The sequence below is a fragment of the Emticicia agri genome, assembly GCF_004168285.1.
Lineage (GTDB): Bacteria > Bacteroidota > Bacteroidia > Cytophagales > Spirosomataceae > Emticicia > Emticicia agri.
Genome location: NZ_SEWF01000020.1, coordinates 41,252 through 62,383, shown reverse-complemented (window position 1 = coordinate 62,383; position 21,132 = coordinate 41,252). Strand labels below are relative to the sequence as shown.

General features: G+C 40.0%; 17 protein-coding genes. 10 read left to right on the top strand and 7 right to left on the bottom strand.

The features are described from left to right. Window positions 1–10 precede the first annotated feature (10 nt). On the top strand, window positions 11–1,474 hold the full coding sequence (locus tag EWM59_RS14545; protein ID WP_130021782.1) for an NADH-quinone oxidoreductase subunit N: 1,464 nt from the start codon (window positions 11–13) through the stop codon (window positions 1,472–1,474). Window positions 1,475–1,480: 6 nt separating this feature from the next. On the opposite strand, the gene EWM59_RS14540 is transcribed toward EWM59_RS14545, so the two are convergent. After that, window positions 1,481–2,512, bottom strand: a complete 1,032-nt coding sequence (locus tag EWM59_RS14540; RefSeq protein WP_165372185.1) for a hypothetical protein — start codon at window positions 2,510–2,512, stop codon at window positions 1,481–1,483. A gap of 322 nt (window positions 2,513–2,834) precedes the next feature. Here EWM59_RS14540 and EWM59_RS14535 point away from each other — a divergent pair, with 322 nt between their 5' ends. The 6 genes from EWM59_RS14535 to EWM59_RS14510 all read left to right on the top strand — a co-directional run bounded on the left by EWM59_RS14535 (window position 2,835) and on the right by EWM59_RS14510 (window position 8,988). Further along, on the top strand, window positions 2,835–4,193 hold the full coding sequence (locus EWM59_RS14535; RefSeq protein ID WP_130021778.1) for an amidohydrolase family protein: 1,359 nt from the start codon (window positions 2,835–2,837) through the stop codon (window positions 4,191–4,193). After that, a complete protein-coding gene (locus EWM59_RS14530) occupies window positions 4,193–4,537 on the top strand; it encodes an antibiotic biosynthesis monooxygenase family protein (protein ID WP_130021776.1) in 345 nt (114 codons plus the stop codon). Before EWM59_RS14535 ends, EWM59_RS14530 begins: the two co-directional genes overlap by 1 nt. A 124-nt stretch (window positions 4,538–4,661) precedes the next feature. Further along, window positions 4,662–4,928, top strand: coding sequence for a type II toxin-antitoxin system HicB family antitoxin (locus EWM59_RS14525; RefSeq protein ID WP_130021774.1), 267 nt, complete (start codon window positions 4,662–4,664; stop codon window positions 4,926–4,928). Window positions 4,929–5,250: 322 nt separating this feature from the next. Further along, window positions 5,251–6,810, top strand: a complete 1,560-nt coding sequence (locus tag EWM59_RS14520) for an acyl-CoA carboxylase subunit beta (RefSeq protein WP_130021898.1) — start codon at window positions 5,251–5,253, stop codon at window positions 6,808–6,810. Window positions 6,811–7,084: 274 nt separating this feature from the next. Continuing rightward, window positions 7,085–8,110 (top strand): ferrochelatase, encoded by a 1,026-nt coding sequence (gene hemH, locus EWM59_RS14515; RefSeq protein ID WP_130021773.1) that lies wholly within the window; start codon window positions 7,085–7,087, stop codon window positions 8,108–8,110. 92 nt (window positions 8,111–8,202) lie between these two features. Beyond that, window positions 8,203–8,988, top strand: a complete 786-nt coding sequence (locus EWM59_RS14510) for a hypothetical protein (protein ID WP_130021771.1) — start codon at window positions 8,203–8,205, stop codon at window positions 8,986–8,988. Window positions 8,989–9,045: 57 nt separating this feature from the next. Here the strand turns inward: EWM59_RS14510 and ggt are convergent, their stop codons facing one another. Further along, entirely contained in the window at window positions 9,046–10,740 is a 1,695-nt protein-coding gene (ggt, locus tag EWM59_RS14505) for a gamma-glutamyltransferase (RefSeq protein ID WP_130021769.1), read from the bottom strand. Between the two features lie 331 nt (window positions 10,741–11,071). Between ggt and EWM59_RS14500 the strand changes: the two genes are divergently transcribed. Beyond that, on the top strand, window positions 11,072–11,854 hold the full coding sequence (locus tag EWM59_RS14500) for a DUF4344 domain-containing metallopeptidase (protein WP_130021767.1): 783 nt from the start codon (window positions 11,072–11,074) through the stop codon (window positions 11,852–11,854). Between the two features lie 52 nt (window positions 11,855–11,906). Here the strand turns inward: EWM59_RS14500 and EWM59_RS14495 are convergent, their stop codons facing one another. Continuing rightward, window positions 11,907–13,118, bottom strand: coding sequence for a DUF6515 family protein (locus tag EWM59_RS14495; RefSeq protein WP_130021765.1), 1,212 nt, complete (start codon window positions 13,116–13,118; stop codon window positions 11,907–11,909). A gap of 1,097 nt (window positions 13,119–14,215) precedes the next feature. Between EWM59_RS14495 and EWM59_RS14490 the strand changes: the two genes are divergently transcribed. Continuing rightward, window positions 14,216–15,457 (top strand): dicarboxylate/amino acid:cation symporter, encoded by a 1,242-nt coding sequence (locus tag EWM59_RS14490; RefSeq protein ID WP_130021763.1) that lies wholly within the window; start codon window positions 14,216–14,218, stop codon window positions 15,455–15,457. Between the two features lie 109 nt (window positions 15,458–15,566). Here the strand turns inward: EWM59_RS14490 and EWM59_RS14485 are convergent, their stop codons facing one another. The 4 genes from EWM59_RS14485 to EWM59_RS14470 are packed head-to-tail and all read right to left on the bottom strand — an operon-like array spanning window position 15,567 to window position 19,940. Further along, on the bottom strand, window positions 15,567–16,736 hold the full coding sequence (locus EWM59_RS14485; protein ID WP_130021761.1) for an aminotransferase class V-fold PLP-dependent enzyme: 1,170 nt from the start codon (window positions 16,734–16,736) through the stop codon (window positions 15,567–15,569). Further along, window positions 16,729–18,003 carry an NAD(P)/FAD-dependent oxidoreductase gene (locus EWM59_RS14480; protein ID WP_130021759.1) on the bottom strand — a complete coding sequence of 425 codons (1,275 nt, stop codon included), beginning with the start codon at window positions 18,001–18,003 and terminating at the stop codon, window positions 16,729–16,731. The genes EWM59_RS14485 and EWM59_RS14480 overlap by 8 nt, the downstream gene beginning before the upstream one ends. Before the next feature lie 21 nt (window positions 18,004–18,024). After that, window positions 18,025–19,026 carry a 4-hydroxyproline epimerase gene (locus EWM59_RS14475; RefSeq protein WP_130021757.1) on the bottom strand — a complete coding sequence of 334 codons (1,002 nt, stop codon included), beginning with the start codon at window positions 19,024–19,026 and terminating at the stop codon, window positions 18,025–18,027. Between the two features lie 8 nt (window positions 19,027–19,034). After that, window positions 19,035–19,940 (bottom strand): dihydrodipicolinate synthase family protein, encoded by a 906-nt coding sequence (locus EWM59_RS14470; protein ID WP_130021755.1) that lies wholly within the window; start codon window positions 19,938–19,940, stop codon window positions 19,035–19,037. Window positions 19,941–20,259: 319 nt separating this feature from the next. Here EWM59_RS14470 and EWM59_RS14465 point away from each other — a divergent pair, with 319 nt between their 5' ends. After that, on the top strand, window positions 20,260–21,126 hold the full coding sequence (locus EWM59_RS14465) for an AraC family transcriptional regulator (protein ID WP_130021753.1): 867 nt from the start codon (window positions 20,260–20,262) through the stop codon (window positions 21,124–21,126). Window positions 21,127–21,132: the final 6 nt, after the last annotated feature.

Sequence of the window (21,132 nt, the reverse complement as noted above, 5' to 3'; positions counted from 1 at the left end):
AAAACAGGTAATGCTCGAAAAACTTTCACATATTTTATTCAGTACAAGGCTGTTGTTGCCGGAATTGGTCTTTGCAGGGGTATTTCTACTTATTGTTACCATTGTCGCTTTTTCAAAAAAATCGCATCAGCGTTATAACCTGTACAATACCCTTACCCTGAGCATACTCATTACCATAGGCTTTGTATTTTATGTATTTCTGAGTTTTTTAGAGCAGTATTTCGATTCGGGCGTAGTCTTGTTTCATAACCTGATTTACCTTGATAAACTAAGCATTTTCTTCAAAATTATTATCACGGTTTCGGCAATCGCCGTAATTCTGCACTTATGGATTATCGGATATAAAGTAGTTGGAGAGTTCTATGCTATTTTTCTGGCATTAATCTTAGGGCTTTTTATTTTAAGCATGACTACCCACATGCTCATGCTCTATGTAGCCATAGAAATGGTTTCTATCTGCTCTTATATTCTGGTAGTTATCAATAAATCTAAATCTAATGCCGAAGCAGGTATCAAGTACCTATTGACAGGTGCCACAAGTTCGGCAGTTATGCTGTATGGTATTTCTTTGCTCTATGGTATGACAGGCACACTGAATTTTGGTAGTCAGGAATTTGCCACTTTTCTGGGGCAGAATCCTTCATGGGTGGCAAATGTGGCAGCTTTTATGACTATTGGAGGTTTATTATTCAAACTCTCGGCTGCGCCTTTTCATAGCTGGACACCCGATGTCTATGAAGCCACTCCTACCCCTATTGTTGCTTTTCTATCAATAGCTCCAAAAGTAGGCGTTATCATTGTGATGATTCGTTTCCTGAGTGGGTTGAGCATTGATTTCAGGTTGATTCTGTCTATTGTTATTATAGGGTCTTTACTGATAGGCAATCTTTCTGCGTTGTGGCAGACGAATACTAAACGTATGTTAGGCTATTCTACCATTGCACATGCGGGTTTTATGCTGGTAGGGCTTTTAGCACTTAATGAATTCGGGGTGCAATCGGCTATTTTTTATGTAGCTACTTATATGTTTATTACTCTGTCGGCCTTTCTTTTAGTTGACCTGCTGGCACTTAAAACCGAAAGCTATGAATTAGCAAGTCTGAAAGGCTTAGGACAAGAAAACATTCTCTTAGGTTTATCGGCAGTAGTAATCATGATTGCGCTTGTGGGCTTTCCTCCTACGGTAGGTTTCACAGGAAAACTCTTGATATTTACTGCCCTATGGCAATCGTATCAGGATTCAGGTAATATGCTTTTATTGGTTGTATTAATCATCAGTCTGCTCAATACAGCCATTTCGGTCTTCTACTACCTGCGAATCCCGTTCTTCATGATTTTTAAAGACCCTATGGGAAGTGCCAAGCGATATGGCTTAGACCTGATGAAAAAGCTATTCTTATTTGTTTTTATCTTTTTGCTGGTCTATCTGTTCATAAAGCCTGACCTTATTATGGATATGATTGAAAAGTTATAAGCTAAATCATTTCAATTTTGTCAGTCGCATAATCAGTGAATCTTTCTCATACATTCCCCACATCACCATTGTGCTGTCTTTTATCTGATATTGAAGATTAAGCGAATCAACCTTATTATTGGGACGCTGAAGTGTAATTTTAGCCAGATGCTTAGACTCATCTATCTGGTATTGACCTTGAAGGTCTTTAGTTTCGTTAAACTGATAAGGATTATATTTAATTAACAACCCATAACGCCACTCAAAATAGATTTTCGACCATACTGAATCCATCGTAGCTATAGAAGGGTTAACTTTCCGGTTGTGCATCGTAATTTCATCTATTTTCCATACGCCGTTGATGGCTGTCTTTGGCTGAAAACCACTTTTGAGAAGATAGATATGCAGAAAAGCCCCGCCTATAATTATAACTCTTATCAGATTCAGAAAAACCGTTTTTTTATTGAAATAAAAGTATTCTTTATAAGATAAAAAGGCATAGACCAGTTTATCTATATCCAGGAACATCAAAAAAATCAGGATAAAAGTATAATGCAATGAATTATAATAAGCCAGAGGCGATATGTGATAGAAATGGTCTATAAAATCTATATTTATCAGAATCGGCAAAAGAATAAACGTGGCTAAAAGCCGTGTTTTGCGAAAAATCAAGAGTATCGAACCTACCACCTGCATAGTACCAAGCACAAATGCAAAGGTTTGTGAATAACCAAAGTAGGTCCAGGTAAGCCAAAAACCGTTTAGTTCGCCCACAGGACTTTCTAAAATAAAATTAGGCACCTGAAACTGTGTTTTTAATAGCTTGGCGGCTCCGTAAGTTGCTATTTTATGAGCCACATAATAGGTAATAATCGGTTGAAACCACTGATGTAAATCTGTTTTCTTAATAAATTTATGCCATACAAAAGCCCCACCCGCACTCAATGCTAAAAGCACTCCGCAAACAATCCAGATAAGATGAGCATTGGTAACTACTTGCATTTGTAATCCGGTAAAAAAATCGAAATACTGCGTAAGACCAATGATAACCAGTAGCATAAAAAAGACCTCGAAGAACTTGAGGAAATAGGACCTGTTAGATTTCATGTGGGGATATAAAGTTGATTGACGTGGGAAAATTAAAGTAAAACCTTTAAAATTTCAAATTTCGACCAAATATTTGATTGAGTGAGGGGTGATACCATAGGCTTATCTGCAAAAAACAAACGGGCTGTAAACAACAGATTATTGTCTAAAAAACCTCCAGAATCCATCTTATTTAAAGTCAATTTTAGTCTTACAGGCACTAATTTTTAATTATATTGCACTGTATTTGCCAAATACGATACTCGATTTTATGACCAGCTAACATCTATCAACTATGAAAAAACAACTCTTATTACTCCTCCTGCTTGTCTCATTCCTTAGCCAGGCACAGCAAACCGTTGATTCCCGCCAGAAAGAAATCGTTTTTACCAATGTTTCGGTGATTCCGATGACCTCAGAAACTGTATTGGATAACCAGACAGTAGTTGTTAAAAATGGGGTGATAACTGCCTTGGGTTCAAAAGTTAAATATGATAAAAATGCCCTGGTAATTGATGCCAAAGGCAAATACCTGATGCCGGGTTTGGCAGAAATGCACGCACATTTGCCGCCAACAGATGATATGAAGCAGATAAATGATGTGTTGTTGCTCTTTGCTTCCAATGGTGTTACCACTATCAGGGGTATGTTAGGCCACCCGCTTCATCTGGAGGTGCGTAGCAAAATTCAATCGGGTGAGATTTTAGGGCCACGCTTATACACCTCAGGGCCATCTTTTAGCGGAGCAAGTATAAAAACACCTGAAGAAGGCATTGAAAAAGTAAAAAGCCAAAAAAAAGTAGGTTATGATTTCATGAAAATGCACCCGGGTATTACCAAAAATAATTTCGAGGCTATTGTAAAAACCGCCAAAGAAGAAAATATGCCTTTTGCCGGACACGTCTCTTTTGGCGTAGGAGTCTGGCGTTCGGCCGAAGCAGGGTATGCCACTATCGACCATCTGGATGGTATTATAGAAGCCATGATGCCTCGTCTGGATACTTTGACAGAAGCCGAAGCAGGTTTGTTTGGCTTATATGTAGGACATAATGCCGATGTATCAAGATTAGATAAAATACTGAAAACTATTAAAGACAATAGTGTATGGATAGTACCAACCCAGACCCTTGCCGAGCATTGGCAGTCGCCTGACCGAACTACCGAGGCTATATTAACATGGCCTGAAATGAAATACATGGATAAATCAACACTTGATGGCTGGGCAAGAGCCAAAAACAGTACGATGAAAAATCCGCAATATAAACCTGAATCGGTACTAAAATTTATTGATGTCAGACGCCGCATTATCCGTGAATGTCAGCGGCAGGGAGTTGGCTTATTATTAGGCTCTGATGCCCCACAGGTATTTAGTGTACCGGGCTTCTCACTGAAACATGAATTGAAATACCTGGTAGATTCAGGCTTAACTCCTTATCAGGCTTTACAAACAGGTACTGTCAATATTGGCAAATTCTTTAAAAACGATAATTTAGGCGTTATCAAAAATGGAGCTATAGCCGATTTGGTATTGCTTGATGCCAATCCTTTGAAAGATGTTACTGCCGTTGGTTCGGTGCAGGGCGTTATGCTTAACGGACGCTGGCTGGCCAAAAGTGAGATTGATACGATGCTAACGAAACTGGTAAAAAACTAATGAAGATATTCTTGCTTTTAACAGGACTCTTATGCTTTCAGCAGTTGGCATTTTCTCAGAACAAAGTATTAGAAATAGTAACTATTGAAATAAAAGAAGGTACGAATAAAGACTTTGAAGATGCTATTACCAAAGCTAAAGCTGTAATAAGTAAGGCAAAAGGTTTTATTTCGTACGAAGCCAAGCACTGTATAGAACAGGAAAACAAATACGTTTTTCTGATTTACTGGGAATCGGTAGAAGCCCACATGAAAGGTTTCCGGGAATCTGATTTGTATAAAGAGTACAGGTCATTTTTAGCACCTTTTTTCAAAACTCCTCCGGTAGTACAACATTTTAATTGAGCCCGATAGAATATAAGGATTGGTTTTAAGCAATCGCACTACTTAAAACCAATCGCTTAAAATTGTTGTTATTTTGGATTAATCATCGTATCTTAATAATAATTTTAAAAGATAAACTGAGATTATGGATAATCGTACATATAGGGTTGTCATTAGTAAAGATAGCGAGGGAGGTTATATTGCAGATATTCCAACCTTAAAGCACTGTGTATCATACGGGGAAACGATTGAAGAGGCCATGCAGAATATAAAAGAAGCCTTAGAAGGTGTGTTAATAGTGAGGGAAGAAGAAGGTTTGTCAATACCTGATGACAGTAATGTACTTGAATACTCTATTAGTGTTCCGTCAACTTTACTTATGCATTCTGCTAATAGTCTGACTACTGCTTAATCTTCATGAATCAATCGGCAAAGAATTTGATTAAGGTATTAGAATCAAAAGGATGGGTTCTTAAAAGAGTAAAGGAAGCCATCACATTATGTATCATGCTGAGAGGAAACAAACTATTCCAATTCCTGTGCATGCAATAAAGATATTCAAACTGGCTTATTTATGTCGATTCTGAAAAAAACTGACCTAACACCTGACGATCTCTGATATTAACCTGAACAAGGCCTCTTCTGAATGATAGTATAAATAAAAGTGGATTGATAAGAACCATTTCACGCCAGTTTTCTTAGTTTTGCTCTACTTATATGACCCTGAACCCGGTATGTCATCACAATCAAATCTCGGAAGGACACAAATACTTGACCGCAAAAATACCGAAGCTGAACAAGGTGGAGGAAAAGACAGAATAGAAAGTCAGCACGCCAAAGGGAAACTTTCTGCTCGCGAAAGAATAGAGTTACTTTTAGATGAAAACACTTTTGAGGAAATAGGCAAATTTGTGATGCACCGAAGCAAAGATTTCGGGCTTGACAAAGAGTATTATTTAGGCGATGGTGTGGTAACCGGTTATGGCACTATTACCGGACGTCTGGTCTATGTTTTTGCACAGGATTTTACGGTATTTGGTGGCTCGCTCTCAGAGACGTATGCCGAAAAAATCTGTAAAATTATGGATATGGCCATGAAAAATGGTGCTCCGGTTATAGGACTGAATGATTCAGGCGGCGCACGTATTCAGGAGGGTGTCAATTCATTGGCCGGATATGCTGAAATATTTTATCGTAATACCCTTGCCTCAGGCGTGATTCCTCAGATTTCTGCCATTATGGGACCTTGTGCCGGAGGAGCCGTTTATTCGCCTGCTTTAACCGACTACATATTTATGGTAGAAAATACCTCTTATATGTTTGTAACAGGCCCCAATGTAGTAAAAACTGTTACGCATGAAGACGTAACTTCAGAAGAATTAGGCGGTGCCATTACCCATGCTACAAAATCTGGTGTTACCCACTTTGTAACACCAAACGAAGCGGAATGTATCAATCAGATAAAAAAACTATTCAGCTATATTCCTTCTAATTGTGAAGACCAGGCACCTTTTGCTCCTTATGAGTCTGATGGTCATGAAAAACGTCCTAAACTGGCTGGCTTATTACCCGAAAACCCGAACCATCCGTACGATGTCAGAGAATTGATAGAAGAATTAGTTGATACAAATAGTTTTTTTGAAGTACATAAAACCTTTGCCGAAAACATTGTGGTAGGTTTTGCACACGTGGGCGGGCGTAGCGTAGGCATTGTAGCCAATCAACCTGCTGTATTAGCAGGTGTTTTAGACATTCATGCCAGCATTAAAGGTGCAAGGTTCGTACGTTTCTGCGACTGCTTTAATATTCCGCTTTTAGTGTTGGAAGATGTTCCCGGCTTTTTACCCGGCCCCGACCAGGAATGGAACGGAATTATTATGCACGGTGCCAAACTGCTGTATGCTTTTTGTGAGGCTACTGTTCCACGTATTACGGTCATTACCCGTAAAGCCTATGGCGGAGCCTATTGTGTCATGAATTCAAAGCATATTGGTGCAGATATGAATTATGCCTGGACAACGGCCGAAATTGCGGTAATGGGTGCCGCCGGAGCAGCCGAAATTATTTTCCGTAAAGAAATAAGCGAAGCTGACGACCCACAGGCTGAATTACGGCATAAGATTGAACAGTACACCGAAAAGTTTGCCAATCCGTATAAAGCTGCTCACCGAGGGTATGTGGACGAAGTAATTAAACCGGAAGACACCCGAGAAAAACTGTTAAAAGCCTTTAAAATGCTCGAAAATAAAGTGGATACCTTACCGAGAAAAAAGCATGGGAATATTCCATTGTAAGATTTGTGGGACGAACTTCCAGTTCGTCAAAATTCAGAGAATTTCATAAAAAATTAGACGGGATAATTCATAACTTCTCAATTTGAATTTGATTATAGCTCAAAGACCTTTTTATAAAACTCTCCGAGTTTTGGCGAACTGAAAGTTCGCCTCACAGAAAGGAAACGTTTTTTTTAAAATTGTAGTTACTTTAAAAGTACTCATACTTATTTACACTTAATTATATTATTCTTCGAAAAGACACTGTACTTTTCAAAAATCAGTTAGCTTGATTATGCTTGGAAAAACCGGAGTATTAATAGTAAATTTAGGTACACCTGACACTCCGAATGTACCTGATGTAAAAAAATATCTACGTGAGTTTCTGATGGATGGCAGAGTAATAGATATCCCTTACGCCAACCGTTGGTTGCTGATTAACCTGATTATTGCCCCTTTTCGTTCGCCTAAATCAGCTAAAGTGTATAAAGAACTATGGACAGAAAAAGGCTCTCCGCTTAAAATTTATGGTGAAGCTAATGAGAAACAATTACAAGAAGCCTTAGGAAATGACTACGTAGTAAAGTTAGCCATGCGCTATCAGAACCCGAGTATAGAAAAAGGACTGAAAGAATTGCAGTTGATGGGATTAAGTAAAATTATTGTAGTGCCATTCTTTCCACAATATGCTTCGGCCTCCACAGGTTCGGTCTATGAAGAAGTGATGCGGATAATTGGTCAGTGGCAGATAATTCCTCAGTTAAAGTTTGTCAATTACTTTTACAATCATCCGAAATTTATTAAAGCCTTTGCCGATAATGGCAGGAAATACCTTGATAAAGGTAATTACGATTACGTGGTTTTCAGTTATCATGGCTTGCCCGAAAGGCAAATGACTAAAGCCGACTGCACAGGCAATACCTGCAAGCTTGGTAGTTGCTGCGATACTATCCATGCTTTCAATCAGCACTGTTACCGGGCTTCCTGCTACGAAACTACCCGATTACTGGTAAAAGAATTAGGCCTCAAAGAAGGTACCTATACCACCAGCTTTCAGTCCCGTTTAGGCAAAGAACCCTGGATTCAGCCCTATACTGACCATGTGGTGAAAGAACTGGCGCAAAAAGGCGTTAAAAGAGTATTAGCGTACTCACCTGCCTTTGTGGCCGACTGCTTGGAAACTACCATTGAGGTAGCAGAAGAATATCGGGAAATGTTTGAAGAACATGGCGGCGAACACTGGCAACTGGTAGAAAGTCTGAACGATTCAGCACCTTGGATTGATTTATTGACTGACCTGGTAAAAGAACAGGAGCATTAAAAAAGAATAGGATACAGAAAAAGGGTTGTGCCAAACAAAAGCATAACCCTTTTAGTTTTAAGGCATAAAGTCCTCACCGAAAACTGTATCTTATGAATGTTATTTCTATCTGGGCAAGCCGTAACTCCAAAAAGGCTATCACACTCATTGTTATCATCGAATTTGTTAAGAGTTTCATCGGATTCGATATAGGTCAACATTTCTTTCCTGTTTTTTCCACCGCTTTTATTGAATTAGCTGTTTTGGGGCTGGTTTTTGTTATCACCTTTGTTCAGAACAACTACCGTTATCAGGCGCAAACCCTCAGCAAAGAAGCCCATCGCCAGCTACGCCTCCGAACTACAGGCATCATCTTTTTAAGCAGTCTTTTGTTGTCTGTTCTTTTAGGCAATCATTTTAAAGGATTGGGTTATTCTATCAATAGTGTATTCGTGGCAAATGCGGCTGTTTCAATGTCATCTGACAGTGTAGTAACAACTAATTCTCAAATAGCAACCAAGAAACATACTTTAAAGCATAAAATTCGGGTATTCTCAAAGAAAACGGCTGACGACGACCCTTATAGCGGTCGTCGTGTCGGGTACGTTTTATTGTTTTTATTAAGTCTGGTACTTACTTATTTTGGTTTATATCTTACCTGTGGCGTTTTGTGCAGTGGCTATGGTGTATTGGCGTTGCTGATATTTATAACAAGTCTTGGGGTACTATCAGGAGGTGTTTACTTTCTGATTAAGGCCTTTAGTAAACCCGTCAAGCCTATCTCGACCATGAGCAGGGAAGAAAAGAGGAAAGAACGTAAGAAATTCTTGCTCGTATGGGGAATACTCAGCGTATTGACAGGTATATTATTATTAATAACCAACGCTTCAAATAGTTAAAAAAGAAGAATCCTGTCCGTAAACCATTTCAGGACAGGATTCTTTCTTCTCTATCTTTTAAAAACCTGCGGCATGGCCATCTTTACGTGGGTCTGATGCGCCAGTATAGGTTTTTCGCTCTTCATCGTAGCGAATAGCCTGATACCCGCCATACAAGCCTAAAATATAACCTACTTTATGTCCTTTCTGCATTAGTCCTCTGATAGTTTCATATGAAAATCCTGACTCTAATGTTATCATGCCTCCATCAGTCATTTTTTCACCCGTTGGTTCTGATGAACCTTCATGATTCAGTCGTGGGGCATCTCCGGCTTCTTGCAGATTCATACCGAAATCTACTATATCCATTACTATCTGTACATGGCCTTGTGGCTGAAAAGCCCCTCCCATTACCCCAAAACTCATATAAGGTTTGCCGTCTTTGGTAATAAATGCCGGAATAATGGTATGAAACGGACGCTTGTGTGGCGCATAGGTATTATTTTCTCCCTCGGTCAGGCTAAACATTTCACCTCTATCCTGAAACATAAAGCCTAAGCCATCAGCCATCATACCCGAGCCGAATCCTCTGTAATTACTTTGAATCAAAGCTACCATATTGCCCTCTTTATCAGCTACCGTCAAAAAAATCGTGTCTCCGTCTTTCAAGGCAGGGTTACCTGCATCATATCGGGCAGCTGCCCTATTAGGGTCAATCAATTTTCTTCTTTCTGCCGCATATTCTTTCGAAATTAACTGTTTTACCGGAATTTTGGCATATTCTGGGTCTGCATAATATTTGGCACGGTCTTCAAACGCTAATTTTTTAGCTTCTGTAAACAGATGTATATGCTCGGTACTGCCATAAGGAATTTTCGAGAAGTCATACCCTTCCAGTATATTCAGCATTTGTAGAACACATATACCTTGTCCGTTGGGTGGTAGCTCCCATACATCATAGCCCCGGTAATTGGTAGAAACAGGTTCAACCCAGGTTGAGGTGTGGTCGGCAAAGTCTTTGGCAGTCAGAAATCCGCCATTCTTTTTCATAAAGGCTTCAATCGTTTGTGGTATTTCTCCCTTATAAAAGACATCACGACCACCTTTGGCAATTTTTTCAAGTGTATTAGCCAGATTAGGATTTTTAAATATATCGCCTTTTTTAGGCACTTCTCCATTCGGATAATAATGCTCTTTTACATTCGGGAATTTGCCATATAACCGTGGTACGGCCGCTAAAGAACTGGCCAACTCGCCATGCACAGGAAAGCCATTTCTGCCATAAGCAATAGCATGCGACAGAATTTTCTCCATAGGCAGTTTACCGAATTTCTTATGTAATTCAAACCAGCCGTCAACACACCCCGGTACATTAATAGGTAAAGGTCCGGTTGAAGGGAGATGAGTTAATCCTCTTTTTTTCAATTCTGCTAAAGTAAGGGTATAAGGCGAACGCCCCGAAGCATTCAACCCATATAGTTTACGGGTTTTGGCATCCCATACAATGGCAAATAAATCACCGCCAATTCCGTTCATGTGAGGTTCTACTACGCCCTCCATTGCATTGGCCGCAATAGCGGCATCAATGGCACTCCCTCCTGCTCGCAGAATTTCGATAGCAGCTTGTGTACTAAGTGGGTGAGAGGTGCAGGCCACGCCATTCTGGGCGATTACTTCTGAGCGGGTTGAACGAACATTGCCATACACACGGTCTTGTGCCCGAACTGAGTGAAGCGTTGATAATAGCATCATACAAAGAATTATTTTTTTCATAGGAGTATTGGGTAATGTATTGGCTTAGTTCCGTTGATTTAACAGATTGGATGTCAAACAAATATACTATTTTTCCTGATTGGTCAATTCGGTTTTTGTTGATTAGCTTGTTAAAATTCGTCTACATAAGTATTTTATGCGACAAGCACCACAGCCTTGATTCTTTTGTATGATTAACTTAATTTAACAAATTGTTTAGTAAAATGTGCTTGTCTGTGGTGTAAGTATTGCGTTTTTTTACGTTGTAAATAAACAAGTTAGCTTATTTTAAAATTACCACAATTATCAGGTGAACTACAGTCGTCACCCGGTTTGCCTCACAAAGCAATTTATGAAAGGTTTGATAATAGGTTTTATTTGTTTTTGTTCTTTCACTACCATTGCCCAGCAGGCAAAAATGAATGACCACGGCGATGTAAAAGTAGTATGGAATGATCATATAAAAGATTCAGTTTTCAGAGATTTTCAGGAGAGAATCAAGCGTACTAAAATTTTAGAAGCCATTGCACAGGATATTAACGGCTATCTGGCTTTACCTGAAGACCTGTATATTACTTTTGACGAATGCCAGAGTAGCAATGCGTTTTATGACGAACACAGCAAAAAAGTAACTATCTGCTACGAAATGGTTGTATATTTATATGAGTTGTTCACAACCAAAACACAGAATCAGGCACAGTTGAGAGAGATGGTCATTAATACCACGCTTTTTATCTTTTACCATGAAATGGGACATGCCCTTATAGACCTGATGGATTTACCTGTAACCGGAAAAGAAGAAGATACGGTAGATAATTTTTCTGTTTTTCTATTAGCCGATGGTAGTAGAAAAGGTTCTGTGGCAGTTCTGGATGGAGCTATCGCTTTTTATCTGATGGGAGAATCGGAACAGAATGTTCCTTTGAAGAACCTGCAATTGTGGGACGAGCACTCGCTTGACCACCAGCGTTTTTATCATATTATCTGTATGCTCTATGGCTCTAATCCTACGCAGAATCAGGCTTTAGTCCGTCGGAAGATGCTACCCCTGTCTATGACCAGCCGTTGTCTTGAAGATTATCAGAAAACAAAAAAAGGCTGGCTGAAAGTACTGGAACCCTGGATAAAAAAATAAGGATATGCCCAATGGACATATCCCCGTGTTTAGATGTAAGCAAATTGTAGTTTTAGTAATTTATTTTAATCACTTCATACCATATCTCACCTTCGTAAACTACTGCTTTGTATTGCACACCATCTACTATATAATATGTTTCTCCGTCTATAATCACTTGCTCGTACCCGTCAGGAATACTTTCAACCAAAGCACCAACCGGAGGCGGTACTACTTCGTATTCATTCCCAATCGGGCGATAATAGGACCCATTATAGTAGTGATACGGACGACCAAAGAAAGTATAAATCTGACAGTCAAGTGGCAATACGCCAATTCTTAAACCAATCGGCGGAAACGAAACCACGTATGTATCTCTATAAGGTCTGTAATAGATACCGTTGTAGTAACGATAGTTGATACCTCCGTAATAGACAGGTAAACAAGATGTGGGTAATACACGAACTACACTATTACGGCGTGGCAGATTGTAGTATCTCCAGCTTGGGCTGCCATATCTGCCATCAAATCTGCGGTTATCATAGCCTCTGCGGTCGTATCTGTCATTATCTCTCCTACCTCTGTTATCCCAGCCGCCTCTGTTGCCATAGTTATTGTCTCTACCACCTCGGTTATTATCCCAACGGTTTCGGTCGTTGTCTCTTCCGCCACGGTCTCCATAAGTACGGTTTCTATCGCCGCCGTTGCTTCTGTCTGCGCCATTACTTCTATCGCCATAAGTTCTGCTGCCACCACTATAATTATTATCTCTACTCCCTCTGTCGTTATCAGGTCTTGGCGTTTCTACCCTTCTGCTTTCAGTACGAACATCCGGCTGTGTTTGCACTCTATCCGGACGATTCAGGCTTATATCACCCCTTTCTTCTCTTCCTCTGGCACCTCTGTCAGGAAAAGAGCTTCTGCTTTCTTCTCTTGAAGAGCCACCCGGTGTTGACATCCGGCTTCCCCTCGATTCGCTGCTTCTAATCTCAGAACCTCTGTTCCCTGAACTCCTGTTTTCAAAGCTACGGCCTTCATTACCACGATTCATGGCAACTCTGTCGCTGCCGTTGCTTCTCTCAAAAGACCTCCTTTCAGAGCCTCCACTCCTCTCACTTCTGCCATTGCCTGTTTGTCCACCCTCTCTGTCGCCCTTCCTACCCTGAGCAAAAGTATCAATTGTGCAAAAGCTCAAACCTGCCATCAGCAAAAGCGATGCAGTAATACCTCCCCTCTTTATTTGAGAGGGCACAGGGTTTATAGCATTTTTCTTTATTTCTTTCATTTTCTCCTTATTTATAGCTTATAGATGCTAATATTAGTGAAATGGTTTAATCTGATTCAAATCATTAACAATCATTAACAATATCCAACCTTTAAACAGAAAAATCCAATTCAATTATTTAGCATAGCAAAGCTTTTTAGTACAAAAACTACTTCTGTTTTTATTAATAACGCTGATAATCAAGTAATTATTCAATGGGTGGCCATCAATTCTCGCAACCGCCAATTTTTACGGTAAATATTCGGACGCCACTGGCTACAAATCCTGCTTTCAGTTCAACTGCTTTTCCCGCATTGTCTATAAAATAAATGGTGTGGGGCAAGTATCCTAAACAAAAAAGCCACCTCAACAGAGATGGCTTTTTGCTACAACCCTAACCACTATGATGAAACAAAATCTACTTTAAAAATTTATTTCTTTGAAATAAACCTCTACTTAAACCCGTAGAGTGATATAGTACATATAGTCCTAATAACAACAATACTCCAACTAAAAGGATTTGTAGCGGGTAAATCATGGCTATATTGTTGAGACTATTTCCGATTTCTAAAAGCGTAAACATTTTCTTACATATTATAAAGTTGAATGAACAATGCAAAGGTCTGAAACTCTCTGAACATATTTTAGCGTAAAAACCCCTAATCTTTATACGTGCTGTACGGTATTTTTCAAAAAATTATTCAGAAGGTATTGAAAAGAAGAATTTCTGAATAAAAATAGGTTAGTACAAAATACCTAAACGTAAAGATCATAGAAGCAAACTCCCATTCTCTGTTTCAAAATTACTATTACTAAGACGTAAAATTTGTATGAATGTTACAGAATATACGAAAAATTTTATTCTACGGTTGCAAAAACAATTGAATGGTAAAAAAAAATTATTTAACGGCATATCAAACAACAAAAAACAGGAAATTTGACAGAAAATGATTAAATAAATCAACATTCGGTAAGTCAGTATTTTGACTACCCATATTTTTTAACCATTATTGTAATAAATAAAATTCAGGATATGATTCTACACCCTATAGAAGGTCTATCCTGAACCATAACCTAAACAATGCTTCTCCTGTAGGGACAGGGAAAACCACTTCATTATGAAACTAAATATTACCTGGAAAATTTTTATAGGCATGACCTTGGGTATCATAGTAGGCTACCTGATGAATGTCTATTTAACTTCTGACCCCGAAGCACTTGCCTCCTGGAGTGTGTATTTAAACCTGTTAAGCAAAATCTTCTTACGCTTGATAAAAATGATTATCGGGCCATTGATTTTCTCTATCCTGACGGTGGGTATAGCCAAATTAGGTGATTTTAAAACCGTTGGACGCATTGGGGTAAAAACACTGGGATATTTCTATTTTGCTACTATATTGTCGTTAGTAACGGGTTTACTTGCCGTGAATATTCTTAAACCGGGAAAGATGATGGAAATACCCTTGCCGGAATCGGGTGCAGATACAGGCATAGAGTCGAAAAAAATGACTTTAGAAAACTTCTTTACACACCTTTTTCCGCAGAGTTTTTTTGAAGCATTAGCTACCAACGAAATTTTGCAGATAGTGGTATTCTCTATCTTTTTTGGTATTGCCACAGCCGCTATCGGCGACCACGGTAAAGTGATTATCAAAGGTTTGGATGCCGTTGCCGAAGTGATGTTCAAGATAGTGGGTTATGTGATGGGTTTTGCGCCTTATGCGGTTTTTGGTGCAGTAGCAGCCGTAATTGCCCAGAAAGGTCTTGGCATTCTTGGTGGTTATCTATATCTGATTATCTGTTTCTTTGCTACACTGGCCTTTTTTATATTAGTGGTCTTGCCGCTTATCTGTCTGTTTACCAAAGTACAGTACTGGAAACTGCTTGCTTACGTAAAAGACGCCCTGTTTTTATCATTCAGCACAGCCAGTTCGGAAGCCTCAATGCCATTACAGATTGAGCAATTGAAGAAATTCGGCGTATCAGAAAGAATCGTGAGTTTTGTATTGCCATTGGGGTATTCTTTCAACCTTGACGGCTCTATGATGTATATGACCTTTGCCACCGGTTTTATTGCGCAAGCCTATGGCATTGAATTATCAATAGGTCAACAGGTTACCATGCTGCTTACGCTATTGATTACCAGTAAAGGTATTGCGGGCGTACCACGAGCCTCTCTGGTAGTCATTGCAGGAACGATGTCGCTATTTAATTTACCTGCCGAGGGTTTAATCTTGCTATTTGCTGTAGATTGGTTGTTAGATATGGGTCGCTCGGCTACCTCAGTGGCTGGCAATGCCGTAGCTACTGCCATAGTAGCTAAATGGGAGAATGAATTAGGGCCTGCACAGCCTGCCTGAGCATAAAATTAAAACCACAATGTACATTAAAATCGCAACGTTGCACAACTAACCGGAATAGTGTAATATAGTGCATATAGTGTACATTGTGGCAAAATTTTGTATCAGTTTATTTCAAACTCTTCTCCAACACTTCAACCAAAGCCCACATATCATCTTCCTTATTATACACATTCGGAGAAACCCGTATAGCTACGCCACGGTTGGAGATGATGATTTTATTGCTTAATAATTCTTCGGTAAAAGCCTGGTTATCTACGCCTTGTGGCAAACTGATACCTAATAAGTGATGTCCACGATAAGCCTCTGACTCAAGTCTGCAACCTAATTTCTGTAAGGCTTCTAAAGGTTTCTGCGTAATGCTTTGGCAATATTGCTGCATAGTATCTACTCCCCAATCAAGAATTTGCGAAAGCGCATCTTCTAACATGGGCAATTGAATGAACTGTGAATACTCGCCTGCATTGTATCTTTGGGCAAAGGGTCGGTACACTTTCTGATAGTGAATCAACTGGGCAAACTTCTCGCTGTTTATGCGGTTCAACCACGACTCTTCTACCGGAATACCCTCGTCGAAAAACTCACCAAAATAAGCCAGGCCTATGCTATATGGGCCTAAAAGCCATTTATATCCGGCACAAATCACGGCATCGGGTTGTATGGCATCTACATCAAAACTCATGGCTCCTACCGACTGCGTGGCATCAACAATCATCAGTGCCCCTACTTCTTTACAACGTTCTGAAATAGCCGCCAGATTGAACTTCACGCCATATATCCAATGAATATGAGGTACCACTACCATAGCTGTTTCGTGGGTAATGGCGTTAAGAATACTTTCATTCCACAACTTCCCTCGATTCTCTAAAGTATCAGGTTTGGCAACGGTATGGTAACTGAGTGATAATTGCCGACAAACTCTCTCGAAAGCATATACATTATTCGGGAACTCATCCTGAATCAGGATAATTTGCTTTTTAGCTGAAATGTCGGGTAATCGATGCAGGTTATTAGCCACAACCGCCATGCCATAAGATACTGCCTGAATAATGGCTACCCGTTGCGGATTGTCTATATTCAGCAATTGGGCAAATAACTTTTGTACCCTTTCTGCAGGGTCAAAGTGACTTTTGGGGTCAATGGTAAAAGGTCGGCTGGCTTTCATCAGCATACCCTCAGTGCCTTTGCTTATTGAGGTTTTCAGCATTGGCGCATAAGCAGCCCCATTCAGGTAGGTAATACCCTCATCTAAAGCAAATAAATGTTTCTGGTTAGTCATATCTTTCTGGCTTATACAACGAAATATCTATGCTTGTTTTTTCATTGTCAACAATTTCCTGCACTAATTTTCCGGTGGCGGGTGCCAGACTTAGCCCCATCATGGCATGACCTGATGCAATAATCAGATTAGTGTACTTTTTAGTGCGCCCGATGTAAGGCAGGCCATCAGGCGAGCAAGGACGCAATCCAGACCATACTTTCTCCTGCTTCGGCACTTCAATCGGATACTCAGGAAAAAATTCAGGTACGGCTTTAATAATACCCCTTACCCGATTCATGTTAATATCCTGATTAATACCGCCAATCTCCATCGTACCCCCGAAACGAATCAGGTTATCAGACATTGGAGTTATAGCTACTCTGGCCTCTAATAAAATAGACGGGATATTCAGTTTTTTGCCTTCCTGCTGTTTAAGCGTAGTGCTATAACCTTTTCCGGCCTGCATGGGTAAATTAATATTCAACTGCTTGGCCAGCATTGGCGACCACGAACCTGTAGCAATAATTAGTTCCTCTACAGCAATGGTTTTACCAGATTGTGTACTGATGCTTTTAATTGTGCTGCCTGCTGAATCAAACCCTGTTACCTCGTTATTATATAAAAAAGTAACGCCCTGTTGCTGCAACAAATCTTTCAGTTTTTTTAACAGTACATTCGGATACAAATGCGCATCGCCCGGATAATATACTGCCCCTGCTACGTCGGGTTTTACTTCCGGTTCAAGCTGATGCAGGGCGGTCACATCAAGCACCTGTGCTTCAATACCTAATTTATTAGCAGTTTCGGCTACTTCGGCTTCTTCATGAAAATTATGTCCGGTTTTACATAGCATCATCAGTCCTCGTTCCTCAAATGAAAAATCATTTTTCTCGTCTTTGGCAAAATCCTGATAGAGTTTTTTGGCTAACAAACTTATATCTCGCAAGGCAGGCATGGCTCTTTCTACCTGTCTGGCATTAGCTGCCTTATAAAACTTTAAGCCCCACGAAATCAAATCCCAGTTGAGGCGGGGTTTTACATAGAAAGGACTCTCTGAATTAAACATCCATCTGATACCTTTCTCAATCATACCCGGCACAGCCAAAGGAATAAAATGACTGGGTACTATCATACCTGCATTTCCATACGAACAACCATCGCTACCATCAGTACGCTCAATAATAGTTACCTGATGCCCTTTCTGTTGCAGATAATAGGCCGAATATAACCCTATAATACCACTGCCTATAATGACTGTATGCGGTACATTTGCTTTTGTAGCCATAATTTTTTTCTTATAAATAGCTTATATCACCTGAAAACCAAACGCATACGGGTCGTCATGGTCGTCAATTGTAATCGTATTATTTCCATAAATTCTTGCCCAACCCTCAATACTTGGGTAAATGGCATCAAAATCACCTACCTTGGTAGTACCCTCAATACGACCAATGAATTTACTGCCGATGATACTTTCATGCACAAATTCATCGCCGGGTTGCAGTTTACCTTTGGCTGCCCATTGCGCCATACGGGCTGAGGTACCTGTGCCACAAGGCGAGCGGTCAATGGCCTTATCGCCATAAAAAACCGCATTACGGGCTGTTGAAGTCGGGTCTATTACTTTACCTGTCCATTCTATATGGCTTAACCCATTGATAGTCGGGTTTTCCGGATGCACAAACTGATGTTTTGCATTGATTCGCTCTCTTAATACCCTTGCCCAGGCAATCAGTTGGTCAGCCTTGAAATGCTCTAAGCCTGGGAAATTTTCCTGCACGTCCACAATTGCATAGTAGTTGCCCCCATAGGCTACATCTACTTTCAGCATACCTAAATCGGGACATTCTACTTCAATATTTTCGGCGGCTAAAAATGAAGCAACATTTGTCAGTTTTACCGATTTCACTTTGTTACCTTCCTGCTTATACTCAATCATTACCAACCCTGCCGGAGCTTCCATTCTTATAAATCCGGGCTTTTTAGGCTGAATCAGCCCGTGCTCAATGGCTATGGTAATGGTACCAATGGTACCATGCCCGCACATAGGCAGGCAGCCACTGGTTTCAATAAACAATACAGCCACGTCGTTTTCGGGGTCATGAGGTGGGTACAGAATACTGCCAGACATCATGTCGTGGCCACGTGGTTCAAACATCAACCCCTTACGTATCCAGTCATATTCACGTAAAAAATGTTGCCTTTTTTCAGACATATTTTTCCCTTCCAGTATCGGCCCGCCTCCGGCAATCAACCTCACCGGATTCCCACAGGTATGGGCATCTATGCAAAAAAAACTCTTTATCATAGTTATAATCAGAATTGAGGTAAAACAGGTCTGGTTGCCAGAGAGTCGTTAATGATTTTCAATACACGCTCACGCTCTTCACCTGCCAAGGGCAATCGTGGCTCACGTACCCACTCAGTCCCTAAACCTGTTGCTACTTCGGCTAATTTAATATTCTGTACAAATTTTGTAGAAACATCCAGGTGCATCAGCGGGAAATGCCAGCGATAAATGGCTCTGGCTTCTTCAATACGGCCTTGTTTTACGAGTTCGTAAATAGCTACGGTTTCACGCGGAAAGGCATCTACCAACCCTGCTACCCAACCGTCTGCACCCATTACCAGACTTTCAAAAGCTAAATCATCAACTCCTGAAAGAATCTTGAATCTGCCGCCCAGTGCATTGATAATGTCAGTCATATAGCGAATATCTCCTGTCGATTCTTTCATGGCTTCAAAATGCGGATTTGCGGCCAGTTCATGAAACATCGGAATAGAAATAAAGGTCTTATATGCCAACGGATTATTATAGGCCATTACAGGCAAATCAGTTGAATCAGCTACTCTATGCAGATAATGTAAGGTTTCTCTGTCGTCAGAAGGATAACGCATCGGTGGTAACAACATAAAACCTTCTGCACCTGTCTGCTCACATTCTTTGGCAAAAGCAATGGCTTCTCTGGTAATGCACTCAGCAATACAAATAACCAAAGGTACACGGCCTGCAATCGTATTTTTCGCCGTTTCAAGCAAGGTCAGTTTCTCATCTTTTGTCAGCGTACCGTTTTCGCCCAATGAGCCGCAGATAATAATGCCATGTACACCCGCCTTGATTTGTTCGTCGATATTAAACGAGAAGGTTTTCAGGTCAAGACTTTCGTCCTGAAAAAAATTAGTAGTTACTGCCGGATAAACGCCTGTCCAGGAAGGTTTCATATTGAGTAATATAAGATAATGAATGATTCGGTTTGATGATACAAAGCTATTATACATAGCTCATAAAAACCTATTGTCATTTCACCAATACCTATACTTTTTTACCCCAAATAGTTGTTTACTAATTTATATAGGGGTAAATTAGTATTTATGCCTATAATTAAATTCATTTTTTACGATTCAGCGCATGAATTTGTTGTCTAAAAAAACAAAATGGATGTCTCACGGGTCTTTTTTGTATAGAATACAGATTGAAGTCTGCGCATAATGTAATTTTTATTAATAGTTCGCAATCCGCAGTCGAAATTCGACAATTCTTATGAAACCTCTTTTATTCCGCATTCCAAAAACTGAAACAGAATCGTTTCGTGTGCAGATTGATGATTTGCCCTATTTTTATGATACACTCCATTTTCATCCCGAATGGCAGCTAACTTTAATGCTGGAGGGTACAGGCACACAGTTTGTTGGCGACAATGTAGCACGTTTTCAACCGTATGACATCTATTTTCTGGGTAGTAATCTGCCCCATGTTTTCAGGAGTGATGCTGAATATTATACCGAGAATCTGCGGGCGTATTCTATTTCCATTTATTTCAGAGGAGATATTTTAGGTGAAAATTTCTTTGATATTCCAGAAACCCTGCATTTAAAAAGTTTATTGAATGAAGCCTCCAGAGGTTTTAGAATCAGAAATAAAGAGGCCAATACCCTCACAGTTTTAGTTGAGTCGATAATCTATAAAAAGGGATTTGACAAGCTATTGACTTTTCTTGAAATACTGAATGCTATTTCGGTTTCGCCTGATAAAGAATTTCTTTCGGGTATCACCTATCAGAATACACAGAAAGAAGCTGATAACCAACGCATCAATGCCGTATTTGAGTTTCTGATGCGCAATTACGAACGTGAAGTAAATCTGGAAGAAGTGGCAGAAATAGCCAACATGACTCCTAATGCTTTTTGTCGTTTTTTCAAGCTCCGGACACGCAAAACCTTTTCTGAATTTCTGAATGACATTCGCATAGGACATGCCTGCCGGATGTTGCAAAGTGGCGATAACACGGTGCTGGAAGTGTGCTATGCCAATGGTTTCAACAATGTTTCCCATTTCAACCGTCAGTTTAAAAACAGAACCAAAATGACACCCAGCACTTATTTGCGAAAGTATGATGCCAATACATAAAATTAA